This is a genomic window from Streptomyces sp. NPDC005017, assembly GCF_042873115.1.
Lineage (GTDB): Bacteria > Actinomycetota > Actinomycetes > Streptomycetales > Streptomycetaceae > Streptomyces.
This window is the reverse complement of record NZ_JBIALD010000004.1, coordinates 18,208-37,514: the sequence shown is the minus strand read 5'-3', so window position 1 is coordinate 37,514 and position 19,307 is coordinate 18,208. Positions and strand designations below refer to the sequence as shown.

Below are 19,307 nucleotides of genomic sequence, written 5' to 3'. Positions count from 1 at the left end.
GCCGGGGGCCCCGGGCGGCCGAACCCCGGGACACCTGATCATGTGCGGGGCACAATGGCCGCGAAGGCCCCGCGGAGAGAAGGGCGAGCGACGTGAGCGACAGCGAGGGTCCCGAGGGGGCGGCCCGGCTGAACACCACCGTGGCGCACAACGCGCGGGTCTGGAACTACTGGATCGGCGGCAAGGACAACTACGAGGTCGACCAGCGGGTCGGCGCGCAGGTCGCCGGGATGTTCCCGGTGATCAGGGACGTCGCCCGGGCCGACCGCGACTTCCTGGGCCGCGCGGTGCGCTTCCTGGCCGAGGAGCGCGGCGTCCGGCAGTTCCTGGACATCGGCACCGGCCTGCCGACCGTCGACAACACCCATGAGATCGCCCAGCGGATCGCACCCGAGTCGAAGATCGTGTACGTCGACAACGACCCGATCGTCCTGCTGCACGCGCGCACCCTGCTGACCAGCACCCCCGAGGGCGTCACCGACTACCTCGACGCCGATGTGCACGACCCCGCGGCGATCGTGGCGCGGGCACGGGAGGTCCTGGACCTGGACCGGCCGGTCGCGGTGATGATGCTGGGCATCCTGAACTTCGTGCTGGACGACGACGAGGCGCGGCTGATCGTGCGCCGGGTGATGGAGTCGGTGGCGCCGGGCAGCTTCCTGGTGCTGACCCATCCGACCTTCGACGCGGACGTCGGCGGCGAGGGCAACGCGGCGGCGATGGAGTTCTGGAACGCCCACGCCACCCCGCCGATCACCGCCCGCTCCCGGGCGGAGACCGCCGCGTTCCTGGACGGCCTCGACCTGCTGGAACCCGGCCTGGTGCCCTGCTCGCAGTGGCGCGCGGAGCTGCACGCGCCGGTCGTGGTGCCGCAGTTCGGCGCGGTCGCCGTGAAACCCTGACGCCGCGTGACCCGGTGGCACGGCCCCGTGCCACCCCGACCCCGGCCGCCGAGGAGGACGCATGACCACCCTTGCCGACCCCGTCCCCGGCGGGCGCCCGGGCGACGTCGAGCGGGCCGCCGGACTGGCAGGCGAACTGGCCGGCCGGGGCGTGCACGGCATCGTCCTGTCCTACGTCGACACCGCGGGCGTCGGCCGGGTCAAGACGGTCCCCACCGGCAGACTGGCGGAGGCCGCTGCCTGGGGCGTGGGCATGTCGCCGGTCTTCGACAGCTTCCTCGCCGACGACGCGATCGTCACCAGCGGCGACCTCGGCTCCCCGGACGGCGACCTGCGGCTGTACCCGGACCTGGACGGACTGACCGTGCTGGCCGGGCAGCCGGGCTGGGCGTGGGCGCCGGTGGACCGGATCACCCAGGACGGGCGTCCGCACCCGGGCTGCTCGCGCACCTTCCTGCGGCATCTGCTCACCGGCGCGCAGTCCCGGCTCGGCCTGGAGTTCCGGGCGGCCGTGGAGGTCGAGTGGGCGGTGGGCCTGGACTCCGTACCCGCCGGGGAGTTCGCGCCGGCCACCACGGGACCGGCCTACGGCGCGGCCCGTCAGGTGGACCTGAGCGACTTCGGCGCCGGTCTGCTGGCCGCGTGCGCGGCGCAGGGCATGGACGTCGACCAGTTCCATCCCGAGTACGCGCCCGGGCAGTTCGAGATCTCGGCCGGCGCGCTCGACCCGGTGGCCGCGGCCGACCGCAGTGTGCTGCTGCGGCAGACGATCCGCGCGGTGGCCCGGCGGCACGGCCTGCGGGTCTCCTTCTCACCCGCCGTCACCGCCGTCGGTGCCGGCAACGGCGGGCACCTCCATCTCTCCCTGTGGCGGGCCGGCCTGAACCTCCACACCGGCGGGGCCCGCCGCCACGGCATGACCTCCGAGGCCGAGGCGTTCGCGGCCGGGGTCCTGGACCGGCTGCCCGCCCTGACGGCGGTGACCGCGCCCAGTCCGGCCAGCTATCTGCGGCTGCGGCCCTCCCAGTGGGCGGGCGTCTTCACCGCCTGGGGCCTGGAGACCCGCGAGTGCGCGCTGCGGCTGATCACCGGCACGGCGGGGCTGCGCGACCGGGCCGCCAATCTGGAGGTCAAGCCGGTGGACCTGGCCGCCAACCCCTACCTCGCGCTGGGCGCGGTGATCGCCGCCGGCCTGGACGGGGTGGACCGGGAGGCGACGCTGCCCGGCGAGACCACGGGCGACCCGGCCAGGCTCCCCCCCGAGGAGGCCGCGGCCCGCGCGGTGCGGCGGCTGCCGGCCTGCCTGGCGGAGGCCGTCGGGGCGTTCCGCGCGGACGAGGTGCTGCGCGAGGCCCTCGGGGCCCGCCTCACGGACGCGGTGATCGCTGTGCGGGAGGGCGAGATCGCGGCCGTCGACGGCCTGGAGGACGCCCAGGTCGCCGCCGCCTACCGCTGGGTGTACTGACATGCCGCACTCCGGAGCCGTGCACGAGGCGCTCGCCGAACTGCGCCTGGTCGACCACCACTGCCACGGCGTGACCGTCTCCGCCCCGGGTCCGGCGGAGTTCGACTCCCTCCTGACGGAGGGCGAACCCTGGCCGGGCGTCTCGGCGTTCGACACCCCCGTCGGTACGGCCGTACGCCGGTACTGCGCGCCCCGGCTGGACCTGCCGCGGCACGCCCCGGCCGCCGACTACCTGGCCCGCCGGGCCGAGTTGGGGCAGGCCGAGACCGACCGGCGGTTCCTGACCGGCGCCGGGACCGCGGTGTTCTGCGTCGACACCGGCTACGCCCCGCAACGCCTCGGCACCCCCGCCCAACTCGCCGCCGCGGCCGGGGCGGTGGCGTACGAGGTGGTCCGGCTGGAGAGCGTGGCGGAAGACGTGGCGGCGCGGGGCGTCGAGCCGGACGAGTACGCCGACCGGTTCCGCGCGGCCGCGCTGGACGCCGTGCGCCGCCCGGGCGTGGTGGCGGTGAAGTCGGTCGCCGCCTACCGCACCGGCTTCGACCTGGACCCCGCCCGGCCCACCGACCAGCAGGTCACGGCCGCGGCCCGGCGCTGGCTGGCCCGCGGCGGCCGGCTCGACGACCCGGTCCTGACGCGTCAACTGCTGTGGACGGCCGTCGACCTGGGGCTACCGCTCCAGCTGCACACCGGGTTCGGCGACAACGACCTGCGCCTGCACCGCTCCGACCCGGCCCGGCTGACCGACTGGCTGCGGCTGGTCCCCGGCGGTCTGCCGGTGCTGCTCCTGCACTGCTGGCCCTACCACCGCCAAGCCGCCTATCTTTCAGCCGTGTTCGAGCAGGTGTACCTGGACGTGGGACTGACCCTGCACCACGTGGGCCCGGTCCGGGCACGGGCGGTGCTCGAGGAGGCGCTGGAGATCACCCCGTACCGCAAACTCCTGTACAGCTCGGACGCCTGCGGACTGGCCGAGTTCCACTGGCTGGGGGCGCTCGCCTTCCGCCGGGGACTCGGCGAGCTGCTCCAGGACCGGGTGGACACCGACGAGATGAGCCTGACAGACGCCGTGCGGCACGCGCGGTGGGCGGGAGCGGAGAACGCCCGCCGGGTCTATCGTCTTTCCCACGACTCCTGAAAGTATGATCAAGCAATGTCTGACTTGACCGAGACCACGCCAGGCTGGCTGACTCCCGACGAGCTCGAACTGGCACGCGCCCGCATGCCGATCCTGTACGTCGAGGCGGTGCCGGTGCGCGTCGACGACAGCGGCGAGGTCACCAGCATCGGACTCCTCCTGCGCATCGGACCGGACGGCACCGTGAGCCGCACCCTGGTCTCGGGCCGGGTGATGCATCACGAGCGGGTGCGCGACGCGCTGCTGCGCCATCTGGAGAAGGACCTCGGCCCGGTGGCGCTGCCCCGGATCCCGTCCTCCCCGCAGCCCTTCACGGTCGCGGAGTACTTCCCCACCCAGGGCATCACGCCGTACCACGACCCGCGTCAGCACGCGGTGTCCCTCGCCTACGTCGTCCCGGTCACCGGCGACTGCCGGCCCCGGCAGGACGCACTGGACCTGGTGTGGTTCAGCCCGCACGAGGCGGCCTCGATGGCCGTCCTGAGCGAGATGCCGGGCGGGCACGGCGTCCTGCTGAAGCAGGCGCTGGCGCACGTCGGTCTGGCGTTTTGAGGGCGGTCGTCGGCGGCGCGCGGCGCCCCTGCACGCTGGTGGTGTGCCGGGGCTGCTGCTGCGGCGACGGACGCAGGAACCCGGGTTTCGACCACGACGGGCAGCTGAGGGCGCTGCGGGCCGCCGCGGCGGACTCCGGCGGCCGGTTCGCCGTGCGCACCTCGGACTGCCTCGGGCCGTGCGGCCAGGCCAACGTGGTCGTGGTGCGGCCGTCCGGCACGGGCCGCGCGGCGGGCGGGCGGCCGGTGTGGGTGGGCTTCGCTACGGACGAGGACAGCACCGGGGAGCTGGTGCGCTGGGCGGCGGCGGGCGGTCCGGGGATCGCCGAGCCGCCCGCCGCGCTGGAGCTCCAGTTCGTGCCCGCGCCGAGGCCGGCCTCGGCGCGCTCCGGCCGGTGAGGGCGCTCAGGCGTCCAGTGTCGCGAGGGCCGGACCGTCCGGCCGGACGGTGATGGAGTACACGGCCCCCGTGGGCGCCGAGCGGAACCGTGGAGACGGGGCGGGCAGCAGGCGCTCCAGGAGGGCGACCGACTCCCGCAGCGCGAACTGGAGCCCCAGACAGGCCCGGGGTCCGACACCGAACGGGTAGTAGCTCCCGGCGTCGGCGGGGCGGGCGCCCGGGTCGCGGAAGCGCGCCGGGTCGAACCGCTCGGGCTCGGGCCAGAGGCCGGGGTCGCGGTGGGTGAGGTAGGGGCAGACGACGATGTCGGTACCGGCCTCGATCGTGTACCCGGCGAGCACGTCGTCCCGGGCGGCGTGCCGCGGCATGATCCACGCGGGCGGATAGAGCCGGAGCGTCTCGTGGACCAGCGCCTGGACGGCCTGGCGCCGCTCCGGTGAGCCCTCGGGGCCCGCGGCGAGGGCCCGTTCCCTTTCCCAGGGGTGCCGGTCCAGGAGCAGGTGGAGCCAGGTCAGGGTGGTGGCCGTGGTCTCGTGCCCGGCGACCATCAGGGTGACCAGTTCGTCGCGGACCAGGCGTTCCGTGTACTCGGGGCGGGTCTCGGCGGCCTCCGTCAGCACATGCAGCAGGCCGGGTCCGTCGGGTCCGGCTTCGCCGTCGCGGGCGGCGGCGATGGCACGGGACGCCACGGCGTCGATCCGGGCCAGATCCCCGGCGACGGCGCCCTCGGCGACGACGGCGTCCTCGGGCAGCCGGGGCAGCGCGGCCACCACCGCGGGCACGGAGGCGAGTTCGGCCTCCGTCACGGCGTCCAGGGCGTGCCCGGTCAGCGACCGCCAGATGGTGTCCAGGGCGAAGCGCCGCATCTCCTCGCCCACGTCGAACTCCTCGCCGCTGTCGGCGAATCCGGCCCAGCGCGCGGCGGCCGTGTCGGCGGCGGCGCCGATCCGCTCCTCGTAGCGGCGCAGTCCGCGGCCGGTGAACTGGGCCTGGAGAAGCCGCCGTTGCCGCCGCCACGCCTCACCGGTCGCGGCCAGCACTCCGTCGCCGATGAGCAGCCGGGCGCGGTGCGAGCGCTTGACGTAGCGGTCGGGGTGGAGCGCGAGGACGTGCTGCACCGCGTGCGGGGCGGTGACCAGGACGGTCGGCCGGGGTCCCAGCCGTAACCCGGCGACGCCGCCGACCCGTTGGCGGGCGAGGGCGAAGAGGTCGATCAGTTCCCCTCCCCCGGCCCGCCACTCGGTGACGGCTTCCGGGTTCAGTTCGGGAAGCGGCTGCCCGGCCGGTGACCGGCCCGGGTCGGAGCCGGTACGGACTTCGGTGGCCACAGGTCTGCTCCTGTTCGGCGGCGCTGCGTCACTGGGACGGGGTGCGGTCATCACGCACTGTAGGGGACGGCCGGGCTCCGGGGCGAGGGCGCTCATCGGGCGACGGCGGGAACGCGACGACAGGCCGCCCTGAAGGCTGGCGGCCGTGAAGGCAGCCAGCCGTAAAGGCAGGTCCTGGAGACAGGCCCTGAGACAACAGGCCCTGGGGTCAGCCCGCCTCTCCGCGTGCCGCGAACGCCCTCACGTCGGCGTCGGGATCGTCCACCGCTCCGGCGAGCGCGGTCCGCGCGGCGGCGTGGGCGCGATGGCGCAGCAGGGCGAGCACCGCGGCCTTGCGCACATCGGCCTCCCGGTCGCCGAGGAGCCCGGCGAGCGCGGGGACGGCACGGCCCGGGTCGGCTCCGCCGAGTGCCGTCGCCGCGCCCGCGCGGACCTGCCAGGCCGGGTCGGTCAAGGCCCCCGTGACGGCGGCGAGGAGGGTTTCCGGCACGCCGAGGACGCCCAGGGACTCCAGTGCGGCGGCGCGCACATGGGCGTCGGGGTCGCCGGTGAGGCGAATGAGCGCGGGGGGCACGTCCGGGCGCCCGGCCTCCGGGAACATCGCGGCGAACCCCCTGGCCGCCGCGATCCGCACCTCGCGGGCGGGGTCGCCGACCGCCTCGGACACGGCGTCGGCCGCGTCCACGGAGACCAGCGCCCGGACCGCGGCGAGCCGGACCCCGTCGTCCGGGTCGGTGAGCGAGGAGGCGTAGCGGCCGGTGTCGCCGAGGCGAAGGGCGCGCAGTACGTCCAGGGCGGCCCTGCGCGCCTGGGGATCGGCGGACGCCAGGGCGGCGACGAGCGGGGTGCGCAACTCCGGTGCGGGTGTCAGGACTTCGGCCAGTTCCCGCAGCGAGGCGGCGGCGGCCGCACGCACCCGGGCGTCGTCGTCGGCCAGCGCGGCGGCCAGCGCGGGGCCGGTGTCGTCGGGGACGGTCTCGGTCAGCGCACCGACGGCGGCGAGCCGCACGGCGGGATCCGCCTCCTTCAAATAGGGTTCCAGGTCGCGCAGTTCGGGCGTCTCCTCGGCGAGGGCGAGCAGTTCGAGGAGCCGGTCACGGCTGGCGACGGCACCGCCTTCGGACCGGGCGGGGGCGGCCGGAACGTGCGTCGCCGCGGGCGCCTCGCGGCCGCCCGCCGTGGCGGTGGGCAGCGGCCGCACCTCGCCCAGCCGGCGGGCCTCGCCGCCGGTGGGGGTGAACTCGGGGACCGGCACGAGGTAGGGGGCGACGGGCCGGGCCGTGAACTCCATCGTGCCCGAGGGGCCCTTGTACAGGTCCAGGTGGTGCAGCCAGGCGGTGTCGTCGCGCTCGGGATGGTCGAGGCGTTCGTGGTAGAGGCCCCAGCGGGACTCGGTGCGGGCGAGCGACGCGCGGGCCGCCATCTCCGCGCAGTCGCGGATGAAGGAGACCTCGGCGCAGCGCATCAGCTCGTGCGGGGTGCGGGCGCCCATCGCGGCGATCTCGTCCCGCATCCGCTCGAAGTGCTCCAGCGCGAGGGAGAGCCGCGCCCCCGTCTTGGGCGGGGCCACGTAGTCGTTGACGAAGCGGCGCAGCTTGTACTCGACCTGCGTCTGGGGGGCGCCGCCGGGGTGGCGCAGCGGGCGGTAGATCAGCTCGTGGGCCTCGGCGAGCTGGTCGGCGGGCAGGACGCCCTCGTAGCGGGGCCGCCGGGCGGCGTCGGCGCCGGCCAGGTCGCCGTAGACGAAGGCGCCGATCATGTAGTTGTGCGGGACGCAGGCCAGGTCGCCGGCCGCGTACAGGCCGGGGACGGTGGTGCGGGCGTGGTCGTCGACGCGGACGCCGGAGGCGGAGTGGCCGCCGCACAGGCCGATCTCGGAGATGTGCATCTCCACGTCGTGGGTGCGGTAGTCGTGGCCGCGTCCGGAGTGGAAGGTGCCGCGGGTGGGGCGTTCGGTGGAGTGCAGGATGGACTCCAGGGCCGCGACGGACTCCTCGGGCAGATGGCTGAGCTTGAGGTAGACCGGTCCGCGGTCGGAGGCGGTCTCGGCGGCGAACTCGGCCATCATCTGGCCCGACCAGTAGTCGGAGTCGACGAAGCGCTGCCCGTGCCGGTTGACCTGGTAGCCGCCGAAAGGGTTGGCGACGTAGGCGCAGGCGGGGCCGTTGTAGTCCTTGATCAGCGGGTTGATCTGGAAGCACTCGATGCCGGTCAGCTCGGCGCCCGCGTGGTAGGCCATGGCGTAGCCGTCGCCCGCGTTGGTGGGGTTCTCGTACGTGCCGTAGAGATAGCCGCTCGCGGGCAGTCCGAGGCGGCCGCAGGCGCCGGTCGCGAGGATCACGGCGGCGGACCGTACGGTGACGAAGGCGCCGGTGCGGGTGTTGAAGGCGGCGGCGCCGACCGCCCGGCCTTCGGCGGTGAGGACCCGGACGGGCATGACCCGGTTCTCGATGCGGATGCGCTCGCGCATCTCGCGTCGGCGCAGCTGCCGGTAGAGGACCTTCTTGACGTCCTTGCCCTCGGGCATGGGCAGCACGTAGGAGCCGGAGCGGTGGACCTGGCGGACGGCGTACTCGCCGTGCTCGTCCTTCTCGAACTTCACGCCGTAGGACTCCAGGCGGCGGACCATGTCGTGGCCGCGCAGGGCGGTCTGACGGACCGTCGACTGGTCCACGACGCCGTCGTTGGCGCGGGTGATCTCCGCGACGTAGTCGTCGGGTTCGGCCCGGCCGGGGATCACGGCGTTGTTGACGCCGTCCATGCCCATGGCGAGGGCGCCGGAATGCCGGACGTGGGCCTTCTCCAGGAGCAGTACGGACGCGCCCCGCCCGGCGGCGGTCAGCGCGGCCATGGTGCCCGCGGTGCCGCCGCCGATCACCAGCACGTCGCAGGTGAGTTCCTCGGCGGAGTCGAGGGCGGGGATCTCCGTGGGGGTCATGCCGGTGCTGCCTTTCGAGTGGGCCCGGGGCCGCTCAGGGAGCGCAGGATCTCCTGGCGCAGGACCGCGGTGGCGGGGTCGTCGTGGGCGGCGGGGTCGCGCGGCCGGGGCACGGGGTGTACGGCGGTGAGGGCGCCGTCGCCGAGGAGGGCCACCCGGTCGCCGAGGAACAGGGCCTCGTCGACGTCGTGGGTGACGAAGACGACGGTGGCTCCGGTGCCCTGCAGCACCTCGACGAGCAGCCGCTGCATGCCGGTCCGGGTGCGTACGTCGAGGGCGCCGAAGGGTTCGTCCATCAGGACGGCCCGGGGGCGGGCGGCGAGGGCACGGGCGAGCTGGACGCGCTGGCGCTGCCCGCCGGACAGCCGGTGCGGCAACTGCTTCTCCAGCCCGCCCAGTTCGACGCGCTCCAGCCACTCCTGCGCACGGGCCCGGCGCTCGGCCCGGCCCCGTCCCGCGATGGCCAGGGGCAGTTCGACGTTGGCGCGGGCGGTGCGCCAGGGCAGCAGGGCGTCCTCCTGGAAGACCAGGGCCCGGTCCGCCCCGGGTCCGACGAGGGGCCTGCCGTCCTGGGCGACCTCGCCGCCGAGCGGGGGCAGCAGCCCGGCCAGGGTGCGCAGCAGCGTGGACTTGCCGCAGCCGGACGGGCCGACGACGGTGAGGATCTCGCCGGGCGCGGCCTCCAGGTCCACCCCGTCCAGCACGGGTGCCCCCGGGCGCCCGAGCCTGGCCCCGGCGAGGGTGAGCCGGGCGCCGTCGGCGGCAGCGGTCCGCGCCTCGTCGGCGGTCCCGGCCCCGCCGCCGGACGCGGCCCCGGTGCCGGTCGTGGTCTGCGTTCCGGTGGTCATACGGCGGCCCTCCCCTCGCGGCGGGGCAGCCAGTGGGTGAGCCGCCGCCCCACCCCCTCCACCACGGTGGAGGTCAGCCGGCCGAGCAGTCCGATGGTCACGATGCCGGTGAGGACGCCCGGGTAGTCGATGACGGTGTAGTCCTGCCAGGTCCGGTAGCCGATGCCGTACTCGCCGGAGATCATCTCGGCGGAGATCACACAGATCCACGAGACGCCGATGCCGACCGAGAGGCCGGAGAAGATCCCGGGCAGGGCGCCCGGCAGCACCACCGAGGCCAGTACGCGCCACCGGCCGCCGCCCATGGTCAGCACGGCCTCCTCCCAGGCCGGGGCCAGCGCCCGCACGGCGTGCCGGGTCGCGACGAGGACGGGGAAGAAGGCGGCGGTGAAGGTGATGAAGACGATGCCCTGCTCGTTGTCCGGGAACAGCAGGATCGCCACCGGGACCAGCGCGATGGCGGGCACCGGCCGTACCACCTCCAGCACCGGCCCGAGCAGGTCCGCCGCCCAGCGGGAGCGGCCGACGGCCACCCCCGCCGCGACGCCGAGCACGGCGGCGAGCACGAAGCCCGTGACGATCCTGCGCAGGCTGTCGGCCACGTCCTGCCAGTAGGCGCCCGCGCCGAGCCGCTCGCCGAACTCCCGGCCGACGTCCACCACGGAGGGGAACTGCTCGAAGCGCAGCCACAGCTGGACGTCCAGCGTGGTGACCAGCTGCCACACGCCGAGCGCGGCGAGCAGGGACAGCACCCGCACCACGGGCCGGTACGGCAGCGCGCGCCGGGCACCGCCGCGGGCGCTCGGCGTCTTCGCCGAGGCGGTCAGCGCGGTCATGAGGCCCGCTCCAGGGCGGCGGCGTAGGTGACCGTACGGGCGCCGGGGTGGGCCGCCGCGTGGGCACGGGCCGCGGCCTCGGTGACGAAGGGCAGCAGGTCCGGGCCGTCCTGGACCCAGGCGGCCTTGTCGGCGTACCAGCGGGTGCCGGTGGCGGCGTCGGGCACGTAGGCGGCGCGGACCTGGCCCGGGTGCCCGGCGACGAACTCCAGCAGGGCGGCGGGCGAGGCGAACGCCCGGGTGCGGTCCTCGCCCTTGAGCCACACCTCGGCGCGCGAGGCCGGGGCGGCCGCGCCGAGCCGCTCGGCGTACCCGGTGCCGTACACCCGCTTCAGCGGGGCGTCGTCGACGAAGGACGCCACGTCCACGTCGTCCACCAGGCCGGCGGAGCGCAGTACGGGGACGTCCTCCTCGAGCGCGGCGACCAGTTCGGGGCGCAGGACCGGGTCGAAGGTGGCAATGCCGCCGCTGCCGTTGTAGAGGTAGACGACCTCGGCGGGCAGTCCGGTGACGTCCGCGACCTTCTCGGCGGCCTGTACGGGGTGCTCGTTGAGGTAACCCGTGGCCTCTATCTGGGCCTTGAGGAACGCGTCGAGCACCTGGGGGCGCCGCTCGGCGAAGTCCTCGCGGACGGTGACGCCGTGGAAGGTGGGCAGGTTCAGCTCGGCGCCGTCGTACAGGGCCTTCGCCTTGCCCTGGAAGACCAGCAGGCCGGGCCAGGCGACGAACTGGGACAGGGCGTCCGCGCCGCCCGCCTGGAGCGCCGAAGCACCGACCGCGGGCTGCTGGTTGAGCTTGCGGATGTCCTTCTGCGGGTCGAGACCGGCGCGTTGCAGGGCACGGACGAGGGTGCCGTCGGCGGCCGAGCCGACGCTGGTGGACACCTTCTTGCCGCGCAGGTCCTTCAGGGAGCGGAGCGACGCGTCGGGGGCCGTGACCACGGTGTTGAGCCCGCCGCGCGGGTTGTGGCCGGTGACGGAGACCAGATGGGTGGGGTTGTTCAGCTGCTTGCCGCGGGCGGCGTTGATGAGCAGCGGGAAGTCACCCATGGAACCGATGTCGATCTTCCCGGCGGTCATCTGCGCGGTGATGGGCGCGCCGGTGGCGTAGTCCTGCCACTCGACCTTGTAGGTGATGCCGTCCTTCTGGCCCTGGGCCGCGAGCTCGCGCTCGAAGTAGCCGAGGGAGCGCAGCAGGGTGCCGGCGGTGACGGTGTTGATGGTCTTGGACTGGTAGCCGACGGTCACGGTGACGTGCCGGGCGTCGTCACCGGCGGCCGCGTCGCCGCCGCAGCCGGAGGTGAGGGTGATCAGCAGGGCGGCCGCGGTCAGGGCCGTGGTCGTTCGCTTCATGACAGGTGGCCTTTCACCGCAGGAGGTAGGGCATGTTGACCGTGACGGCCCCGGTGGGGCAGCGGGCGGCGCAGGGGCCGCAGTACCAGCACTCGTCGACGTGCATGTACGCCTTGCCGCTGTCGGGGTGGATGGCGAGGGAGTCCAGGGGGCACATGTCCACGCAGAGCGTGCAGCCGTCGATGCACTTCGACTCGTCTACGGTCACGGGCACGTCGGCCCGCTGGGGCACCAAGGGCATGGGTGTCTCCAGTGAGGTACCGCGGGGGCGGTAGGGGGCGCGGGGCGGTCGTCAGATGTGGCGGTGCAGCAGGCCGCTCATGGTGATCCGGTCGCCGCGGAACCGGATGAACTCCAGGTCCACGGGCCGCCCGTCGGACAGATGGGTGAGCCGCTCCAGCATCAGCAGGGCGGCGCCGTGCGGGGCCTGGAGCACGGCGGCGGAGTGCGCGTCGGCGCTGACGGCCTCCAGGGTCATCTCGGCGTGCCCGAGCGGCCGGCCGGTGATCTGCTCCAGCAGCCGGAAGACGTCGGTGTTCTCCAGATCGGCGCCGATCAGGTCCCCACCGATGTCCAGGGGCAGATAGGTGAGGTCCAGGGAGAGCGGCAGCCCGCCGAGGCTGCGCAGCCGCTCCACGTAGAGGACGTCGGTGCCGACGGGCAGCCGCAGCCGGGCCGCCACGGGGGCGGGCGCGGCGACGGGTCCCATGGTGCGGACCTCGTTGGTGACCGGACCGTGTTCCCGCAGGGTCTCCGCGAGTCCCATCAGCCGGTCCAGTCCGTGCCGGTACTTCTCGGCGACGACGACCGTGCCGACACCGGGCAGCCGTTCGACGAGCTGCTCGGCGCGCAGCAGGTCGAGGGCGTGCCGGACGGTGTTGCGGGTGGCCCGGTAGTCGGCGGCGAGGACGTCCTCGTGCGGCAGCACCCCGCCCGGGAAGGCCCCGGTCAGGACCAGGTGCCGCAGCAGGTCCGCCAGCTGGCGCGCCCGGTCCGCGCGCAGCCTCCGGCGCCGCGCGGCGGCGAGGGGTGCGGTGTGCTCACGGGTGCGTTCGGCTGACATGCGGTGACCATAGCCACGGTCCCGACCGAGTGGTGTTGCCGGACCATTACGCCACCTGAGTGCCCGTCGGATCAGCGCTGACCTGCGTATTCACGGGCCTCGCGACAAGAGTCGCCACCGACGCCGGTGTCGGCCGGGGAAGGTCCGAGGAAGGGCCGGGGACCGGCCCGGGGCATACGAAAAGGCCGTTTCCCATAGCTGAGAAACGGCCTCCGACCTGCGTAGAAGCTGGTCGGGACGACAGGATTTGAACCTGCGACCCCTTGACCCCCAGTCAAGTGCGCTACCAAGCTGCGCCACGTCCCGGTGCCGTCTGACCTGGGCTTTCCCCTGGCCGAACGCGCAGAGCAACCATACCCCACTCGGGTCGGTGGTCGCGCACTCCTTTTGCGACGGCCACGACGACCGCGGCGTCAGGGCCTCCGGGACGCGGAGGCCGGTGCCGGGTCGACGCGGACCCGGTCGCGGACGGCCGACGGAGAGCAGCGCCACCCGGAGGAGTCCGGCCGCGAGGGCCGCGGGGAGCATGGTGTCCCCGAGCGGGGCGACGGCCCGGGCGACGAAGAAGAGCCCGAAGTCGCGTGACCAGACGGCGACGGTCCTCCGGGGTGCTTCGAGCCCTCCGTCTCCGGTGGGCGTGGCCCGGCGGGCCCCCGCACCCCTGACGGACCGGGTCCCGCCGCCCGCTCCCCCCGACGCCCTCCCCGACATCCGCGCGCCCCTCCACGAGCGCGACCGGGCCCCGCACCGCCAGATCCGGTCCAGACCTACAGGAATCGGATCATGCCACGGACCGTCGGTGGCGCCCGGGGGTTTTCCGGGGCCGGCCGGCGCCGGCCTCCGGGCGGCGTCAGTCCCCGCCCTGCAGGCCCAGTGCGGGGTGGGCGTCGAGCAGCCGGGACGGGGCCGCCTGGCGCCAGGAGTCCGCGAGGATGTCACGCAGTTCGCCCTCGTCCTCCAGGGCCGCCAGCCGTACGCGCACCCAGGCGAACTGCGCCTCGTGGCCGGCGATCCAGAACTTGTCCGGCTCGGCCAGCACCAGTTCGTCGCGCTCCTCCTTGGGGCAGCGCACCGCCATGGACGACTCGTCCTCCGGCAGGGTCGCGAACATCTTCCCCGCGACCCGGAACGTGGGCATGCTCCAGGCGACCTTCTCGGTGGCGTCCGGCAGGGACAGGGCGACACGGCGTACGTCTTCGGCTTCCTGCATGCCCCGCACCGTAGCGCCCGGCACTGACAATCACCGCGCGGCGGGAACGCCCAGGCGACGGTAGTAGATCGTGGTTCCGCGCAGGACGCCCGCCGGGGTCGCCGCGTAGTCGGGGATCACGCCGGCCCTGGTCCAGCCGGCCGACCGGTACAGGCGCTCGGCGGGGCTGTCCGTCTCGGTGTCCAGGTGCAGCAGGGTGATGCCCGCGGCCGCCGCGGCCTCCTCGGCCACGGTGAGCAGGGCGCGGCCGAGGCCACGGCCCCGGGCGTCGCGGTGGACCATCAGTTTGACGACCTCGGCGCGATGGCGGCTGTTGGGCTTGTCGGGGAGTGCGAGGCCGACGGTCCCGACGACCCGGTCCCCGTCGCGCGCGATCCACACGCCGAGTTGTCCCTCCGCCACCGCGGCCGCGCGCTCCCGCCACCAGGCGAGCGCCGCGCCCGGGTCCATCGGCGCGAGGAAGCCGATGGAGGCGCCGCCCTCGACGGTGTCGGTGAGCAGTCGTGCCAACTCGTCCGCGCAGGACAGTAGTTGTGCGGCGTCCAGTCGGGTCACGGTCATGGCAGCACCACCGCCAGGGCGTAGCGCGCGGGAGTTGGCCCCGGGCAGCGGAACCGGGTCGGCCCCCAGACCCGCAGCCGCAGACAGTCGCCCGCGCGCAGGGCGTGCGGGATGTCCTGCGCGGTCACCTCCAACTCCCCTTCCAGCAGCCAGATGTGCTGCTCCAGCCCCGGCACGGGCGGCCGGTCGTAGGCGATGTCGGCGCCGGGCGCGAGCCGCCCCTCGACCAGTTCGCCGCGCAGTCCCGTGTGGGGCGGCGACACGGAACGCCGTACGAAACCGGAGGACGGGTCCTCCCAGACCGGCTGGTCGGTCGCCCGGACGACCGGGTCGGGTTCCGCCTCGACCTCACTGAGCAACTGGGACATCGTGCGGCCGTAGACCGCGCACAGCCGGTTGAGCAGGGCGGCGGTGGGGCTGGTCTCGGCGCGCTCGGCACGCGACAGCGTCGAGCGGCTGATACCGCTGCGCTCCGCCAACTCGCCGAGGGACCAGCCGCGTTCGGCCCGCAGCTCGGCCAGCCGGGCGCCGAGGAGCACGTCGACGCCGGCGGCCCCGACCTCGTCTCGTTTCATATCCGGGACGCTATCCCACATATGAAACAGGGGTGTTACGGCACCCTCACGCCCGCCGCTCCCCCCTCCCGCCCCCGAACGCCGCCGGCGGCCGTTCCGGTACGAGCAGTGCCCGCACCACCCCGCCGGGAGCGGATCAGCAGGTCCCAGGCGGGTCCGCACTTCTTCCAGCCGCCCGCGTAGGGCTCGTGGCCGACGTGGCGGGTGTCGTAGAGGTCCCGGTGCAGGATGCGGGCCTCGGCCGCTCCCTGCCTCCGCAGCGTCGGAGGGGTGTGCGGTTCCGTTCCCGCGGGCCTCGGGGGCGGGGTGGCCGGGTTTCCGTCCGTCGGGGCCGGTCGCGCGGTTCCCCGCGCCCGGGATGCCCCTCCGGGCACTACCCCCGCGCCACCGCGCCCAGCGCGTTCAGCACCGGACTGATCAGCGGGTGCGCCTCCGCGCCCCGGCGTACGGCCGCGAAGACGCGGCGGGTCGGGGCCACCCCGTCCACCGGACGGACGACCACGCCCGCCAGGTCCATGCCGCGCAGCGCCGAGCGCGGCACCAGGGCGACCCCCGCGTCGGCGGAGGCCAGGGCCACGACGGCGCGGAAGTCGTCGGAGGAGTGCTCCAGGCGGGGCTGGAACCCGGCGCCCTCGCAGGCCAGGACGACCACCTCGTGACAGGGGTTGCCGGGGTACGGCCCGATCCACGGGTCCTTGGCCAGCTCCGCCAGCGGCACCTCGCCCGCTTCGGCCAGCCGGTGGCTGACCGGGACGACGGCGTCGAAGGGCTCGGCGTACAGAGGCACATGGGTCAGCCGCGGATCGTCGGCCGACGGCGCTCCGCGGTACTCCACGGCGACCGCCACGTCGACCTGCCGATCCAGCACCATCGGCAGGCTGGCGTCGCCCTCGGCGTCCTGCACCCGGATGCGGATACCGGGCGCCGAGGCGGCGAGCCAGGCCACCGCCGGGGCCACCACCAGCGCGATACCGGTCGCGAAGGAGGCCACCGTGACCGTGCCGGCCTCGCCCGAGCCGTACGCCGCCAGCTCCGCCTCGGCCCGCTCCAGCTGGGCCAGGACGGCGTTGGTGTGGCTGAGCAGGATCTCGCCCGCCGGGGTGAGCCGTACGCCCTTGGCGCCGCGCTCCACCAGCCGGTGCCCGGTCTCCTGCTCCAGGGCCGTGAGCTGCTGGGAGACCGCCGAGGGCGTCAGATACAGCGCGGCGGCAGCCGCGGTCACCGTGCGGTGGTCCGCCACCGCACGAAGGATATGGAGCCGCCGTGCCTCGATCACGAAGCCGATTCTCTCAGGCCGGAAGGGGTGCGAATGCCCCCGAACCCGGTCGTCGGACTCCCGCCCGCCCCGCTCGAACCCCGCCCACCCCGCTCGGACTCCCGCCCGCCCCCTTCGGGGCGACGGCGGGAGTCCGACGCGGGGACCTGGGGCGCGACGGCGCCCGGCAGGCGGGAATCAGTCGATGAGGCCCTGACTTCAGCCGGCCAGCTCCGCACGCGCGGCGATGAACGCGTCCACCGCGCGGTTCACGTCCTCGGTGGAGTGCGCCGCCGACAGCTGGACGCGGATACGGGCCGCGCCCTGCGGCACGACCGGGTACGAGAAGCCGATCACGTACACCCCGCGCTCCAGCAGCAGCTCGGCCATCCGGCCCGCCTCGGCCGCGTCGCCGATCATGACCGGGGCGATGGCGTGGTCGCCGGGGAGGACGTCGAAGCCCTCCTCGGTCATCCGCGAGCGGAACAGAGCCGTGTTGGCGTTGAGCCGCTCGCGCAGATCGCCGGCCGACTCCAGCAGGTCCAGGACCTTCAGCGAGGCCGCGGCGATCACCGGGGCGAGGGTGTTGGAGAACAGGTACGGGCGCGAGCGCTGGCGCAGCAGGGCGACGATCTCGGCGCGGGCCGCGACATAGCCGCCGGAGGCACCGCCGAGGGCCTTGCCGAGGGTGCCGGTGATCACGTCGACGCGGTCCATCACGCCGTGCAGCTCGGGGGTGCCGCGGCCGCCGGGGCCGACGAAACCGACCGCGTGCGAGTCGTCGACCATGACCATGGCGTCGTACCGGTCGGCCAGGTCGCAGATCTCGGCGAGCGGCGCCACGTAGCCGTCCATGGAGAAGACGCCGTCGGTGACGATCAGCTTGCGCCGGGCGCCCGCGGCCACGGCCTCCTTCAGCTGCGCCTCCAGGTCCGCCATGTCGCGGTTGGCGTAGCGGAAGCGGCGGGCCTTGGACAGCCGGATGCCGTCGATGATCGAGGCGTGGTTGAGGGCGTCCGAGATCACCGCGTCCTCGGCGCCGAGCAGCGTCTCGAAGACACCGCCGTTGGCGTCGAAGCAGGAGGAGTACAGGATCGTGTCCTCCTGGCCGAGGAACGCCGAGAGGCGGGCCTCCAGTTCCTTGTGCACCTCCTGCGTGCCGCAGATGAAGCGCACCGAGGCCATGCCGTAGCCCCAGCGGTCGAGGGCCTCGTGGGCGGCGGCGACGACCTCGGGGTGGTCGGCGAGGCCGAGGTAGTTGTTGGCGCAGAAGTTGAGGACCTCTCCCCCGGCCTCCGGCCGGGGGGACCCCCAGGGCCGTCCGCCGGCGGTGACGGTCACGGTCGCGGACTGCGGGGTGCCGATCACCCGCTCGGGCTTGTGCAGCCCGGCCGCGCGGATCTCGTCGAGGGTGGCACGCAGGTCGTCGCGCACGGAGTCGAACATCGAGAAGCTCCTAGAAGTACCCAGAGAGGTGGTTTACGCGGTCCAGTCGAGGATGACCTTGCCGCCGCGGCCGCTCGCGGCGTCGGCGAAGGCCGCCTCGAAGTCGCGGTAGCCGTACCGGCCGGTGACCACGGGGGCGAGGTCGAGGCCGGCCTCCAGCAGGACGGACATCGCGTACCAGGTCTCGAACATCTCCCGGCCGTAGATGCCCTTGATCGTGATCATCGAGGTGACGATCCGGGCCCAGTCGACCGGGAACTCCTGCGCGGGCAGGCCGAGCATGGCGATCCTGCCGCCGTGCGTCATGTTGGCGATCATGTCGCGCATCGCGACGGGGTTGCCGGACATCTCCAGGCCGACGTCGAAGCCCTCGCGCAGACCCAGCTCGCGCTGGCCCTCGGCGATCGTGGAGCGCGAGACGTCGAGCGCGAGGCTGACGCCGATCTTGCGGGCCAGCTCCAGGCGCTCCCCGCTGACGTCGGTGATCACGACGTTGCGGGCGCCGGCGTGCCGGGCCACCGCCGCGGCCATCAGGCCGATCGGACCGGCCCCGGTGATCAGGACGTCCTCGCCGACCAGCGGGAACGACAGCGCGGTGTGCACGGCGTTGCCGAACGGGTCGAAGATCGCGGCGATGTCGAGGTCGACGGCGACGCGGTGCACCCAGACGTTGGAGGCGGGCAGGGAGACGTACTCCGCGAAGGCGCCGTCGCGGCCCACGCCGAGGCCGACGGTGGCCCGGCACAGGTGGCGGCGGCCGGCCAGACAGTTGCGGCACTTGCCGCAGACCAGGTGGCCCTCGCCGCTGACCCGGTCGCCGACCGCGATGTCGGTGACGTCACGGCCGGTCTCGACGACCTCGCCGACGAACTCGTGGCCGACCACGAGGGGGGTGCGGATCGCCTGCTGCGCCCAGCCGTCCCAGGAGCGGATGTGCAGGTCGGTGCCGCAGATGCCGGTGCGCAGCACCTTGATGAGCACCTCGCCGTGACCGATCCGCGGCTCCGGGACGTCCCGCAGCCAGAGTCCGGGTTCCGCCTTGTCCTTGACCAGCGCCTTCACGCGACGGCTCCTGTGGGGTGTGATCCCGGCCGCGGGCACGCCGAATGTTCCCGTGGACGGGGGCAGATGGGGATGCGGTGAGAAATCTGCCGTATGGCGCGGCCCGGGTCCATCGAGGATTTCTTAAGCGCCGCCACAGCTTTCCTTCACACCCTGTGCCCCGGAGCGCACTTCCGCCTCGGATCGCCAGCCGGACGGTCGTCTCGACCGCCCCGGTCGGCCCGCCCGCCACGGTCGCCACCACCGTCCCCGGGGCCTGCCCCGCCACGGTCGCCACCACCGCCACGGCAGCCCGCTCGCGACGGTCGTCTCCACCGCCCCCGTCGGCCCGTCCGCCACGGTCGCCTTCACCGCACCCGTGGGCCCGCCCGCGGGTG

At 74.3% G+C, this 19,307-nt stretch carries 18 protein-coding genes and 1 tRNA gene; 5 read left to right on the top strand and 14 right to left on the bottom strand.

What is annotated here, in order from left to right:
• Positions 1–92 precede the first annotated feature (92 nt).
• The 5 genes from ACFYR0_RS07400 to ACFYR0_RS07380 all read left to right on the top strand — a co-directional run bounded on the left by ACFYR0_RS07400 (position 93) and on the right by ACFYR0_RS07380 (position 4,455).
• The gene (locus ACFYR0_RS07400) at positions 93–902 is read left to right on the top strand and encodes an SAM-dependent methyltransferase (RefSeq protein ID WP_389322877.1); all 810 of its coding nucleotides are present in this window, start codon (positions 93–95) and stop codon (positions 900–902) included.
• A 61-nt stretch (positions 903–963) separates the two neighbouring features.
• Positions 964–2,367, top strand: a complete 1,404-nt coding sequence (locus tag ACFYR0_RS07395) for a glutamine synthetase (RefSeq protein ID WP_389322875.1) — start codon at positions 964–966, stop codon at positions 2,365–2,367.
• Position 2,368: 1 nt separating this feature from the next.
• Positions 2,369–3,505 (top strand): amidohydrolase family protein, encoded by a 1,137-nt coding sequence (locus ACFYR0_RS07390; RefSeq protein ID WP_389322873.1) that lies wholly within the window; start codon positions 2,369–2,371, stop codon positions 3,503–3,505.
• A gap of 15 nt (positions 3,506–3,520) precedes the next feature.
• Complete coding sequence (locus tag ACFYR0_RS07385; protein ID WP_389322871.1) at positions 3,521–4,057, top strand: NUDIX hydrolase family protein; 537 nt, start codon at positions 3,521–3,523, stop codon at positions 4,055–4,057.
• The gene (locus ACFYR0_RS07380) at positions 4,054–4,455 is read left to right on the top strand and encodes a (2Fe-2S) ferredoxin domain-containing protein (RefSeq protein WP_389322869.1); all 402 of its coding nucleotides are present in this window, start codon (positions 4,054–4,056) and stop codon (positions 4,453–4,455) included. The genes ACFYR0_RS07385 and ACFYR0_RS07380 overlap by 4 nt, the downstream gene beginning before the upstream one ends.
• Before the next feature lie 6 nt (positions 4,456–4,461).
• Here ACFYR0_RS07380 and ACFYR0_RS07375 read toward each other — a convergent pair whose 3' ends face one another.
• From ACFYR0_RS07375 to tdh, 14 genes are all read right to left on the bottom strand, one after another.
• Positions 4,462–5,784 (bottom strand): cytochrome P450, encoded by a 1,323-nt coding sequence (locus ACFYR0_RS07375; RefSeq protein ID WP_389322867.1) that lies wholly within the window; start codon positions 5,782–5,784, stop codon positions 4,462–4,464.
• A 208-nt stretch (positions 5,785–5,992) separates the two neighbouring features.
• Positions 5,993–8,722 carry a fumarate reductase/succinate dehydrogenase flavoprotein subunit gene (locus ACFYR0_RS07370; RefSeq protein WP_389322864.1) on the bottom strand — a complete coding sequence of 910 codons (2,730 nt, stop codon included), beginning with the start codon at positions 8,720–8,722 and terminating at the stop codon, positions 5,993–5,995.
• Complete coding sequence (locus tag ACFYR0_RS07365; RefSeq protein ID WP_389322862.1) at positions 8,719–9,570, bottom strand: ABC transporter ATP-binding protein; 852 nt, start codon at positions 9,568–9,570, stop codon at positions 8,719–8,721. Before ACFYR0_RS07365 ends, ACFYR0_RS07370 begins: the two co-directional genes overlap by 4 nt.
• Positions 9,567–10,406, bottom strand: coding sequence for an ABC transporter permease (locus ACFYR0_RS07360; protein WP_389322860.1), 840 nt, complete (start codon positions 10,404–10,406; stop codon positions 9,567–9,569). Before ACFYR0_RS07360 ends, ACFYR0_RS07365 begins: the two co-directional genes overlap by 4 nt.
• On the bottom strand, positions 10,403–11,758 hold the full coding sequence (locus ACFYR0_RS07355) for an ABC transporter substrate-binding protein (RefSeq protein WP_389322858.1): 1,356 nt from the start codon (positions 11,756–11,758) through the stop codon (positions 10,403–10,405). Before ACFYR0_RS07355 ends, ACFYR0_RS07360 begins: the two co-directional genes overlap by 4 nt.
• A 13-nt stretch (positions 11,759–11,771) precedes the next feature.
• Positions 11,772–11,999 carry a ferredoxin family protein gene (locus ACFYR0_RS07350; RefSeq protein ID WP_356692750.1) on the bottom strand — a complete coding sequence of 76 codons (228 nt, stop codon included), beginning with the start codon at positions 11,997–11,999 and terminating at the stop codon, positions 11,772–11,774.
• A 51-nt stretch (positions 12,000–12,050) separates the two neighbouring features.
• Positions 12,051–12,821, bottom strand: coding sequence for a GntR family transcriptional regulator (locus tag ACFYR0_RS07345; RefSeq protein WP_389322856.1), 771 nt, complete (start codon positions 12,819–12,821; stop codon positions 12,051–12,053).
• Between the two features lie 229 nt (positions 12,822–13,050).
• A tRNA-Pro gene (locus tag ACFYR0_RS07340) sits at positions 13,051–13,127 on the bottom strand.
• A gap of 544 nt (positions 13,128–13,671) precedes the next feature.
• Positions 13,672–14,031, bottom strand: coding sequence for an MmcQ/YjbR family DNA-binding protein (locus ACFYR0_RS07335; protein ID WP_389322854.1), 360 nt, complete (start codon positions 14,029–14,031; stop codon positions 13,672–13,674).
• A gap of 30 nt (positions 14,032–14,061) precedes the next feature.
• Complete coding sequence (locus tag ACFYR0_RS07330; RefSeq protein WP_389322852.1) at positions 14,062–14,592, bottom strand: GNAT family N-acetyltransferase; 531 nt, start codon at positions 14,590–14,592, stop codon at positions 14,062–14,064.
• Entirely contained in the window at positions 14,589–15,167 is a 579-nt protein-coding gene (locus ACFYR0_RS07325; RefSeq protein ID WP_389322850.1) for a helix-turn-helix domain-containing protein, read from the bottom strand. Before ACFYR0_RS07325 ends, ACFYR0_RS07330 begins: the two co-directional genes overlap by 4 nt.
• 373 nt (positions 15,168–15,540) lie before the next feature.
• Complete coding sequence (locus ACFYR0_RS07320; protein WP_389322848.1) at positions 15,541–16,443, bottom strand: LysR family transcriptional regulator; 903 nt, start codon at positions 16,441–16,443, stop codon at positions 15,541–15,543.
• A gap of 198 nt (positions 16,444–16,641) precedes the next feature.
• The gene (locus ACFYR0_RS07315) at positions 16,642–17,868 is read right to left on the bottom strand and encodes a glycine C-acetyltransferase (RefSeq protein WP_389322846.1); all 1,227 of its coding nucleotides are present in this window, start codon (positions 17,866–17,868) and stop codon (positions 16,642–16,644) included.
• A gap of 33 nt (positions 17,869–17,901) precedes the next feature.
• Positions 17,902–18,930, bottom strand: coding sequence for an L-threonine 3-dehydrogenase (tdh, locus tag ACFYR0_RS07310; protein ID WP_389322844.1), 1,029 nt, complete (start codon positions 18,928–18,930; stop codon positions 17,902–17,904).
• Positions 18,931–19,307: the final 377 nt, after the last annotated feature.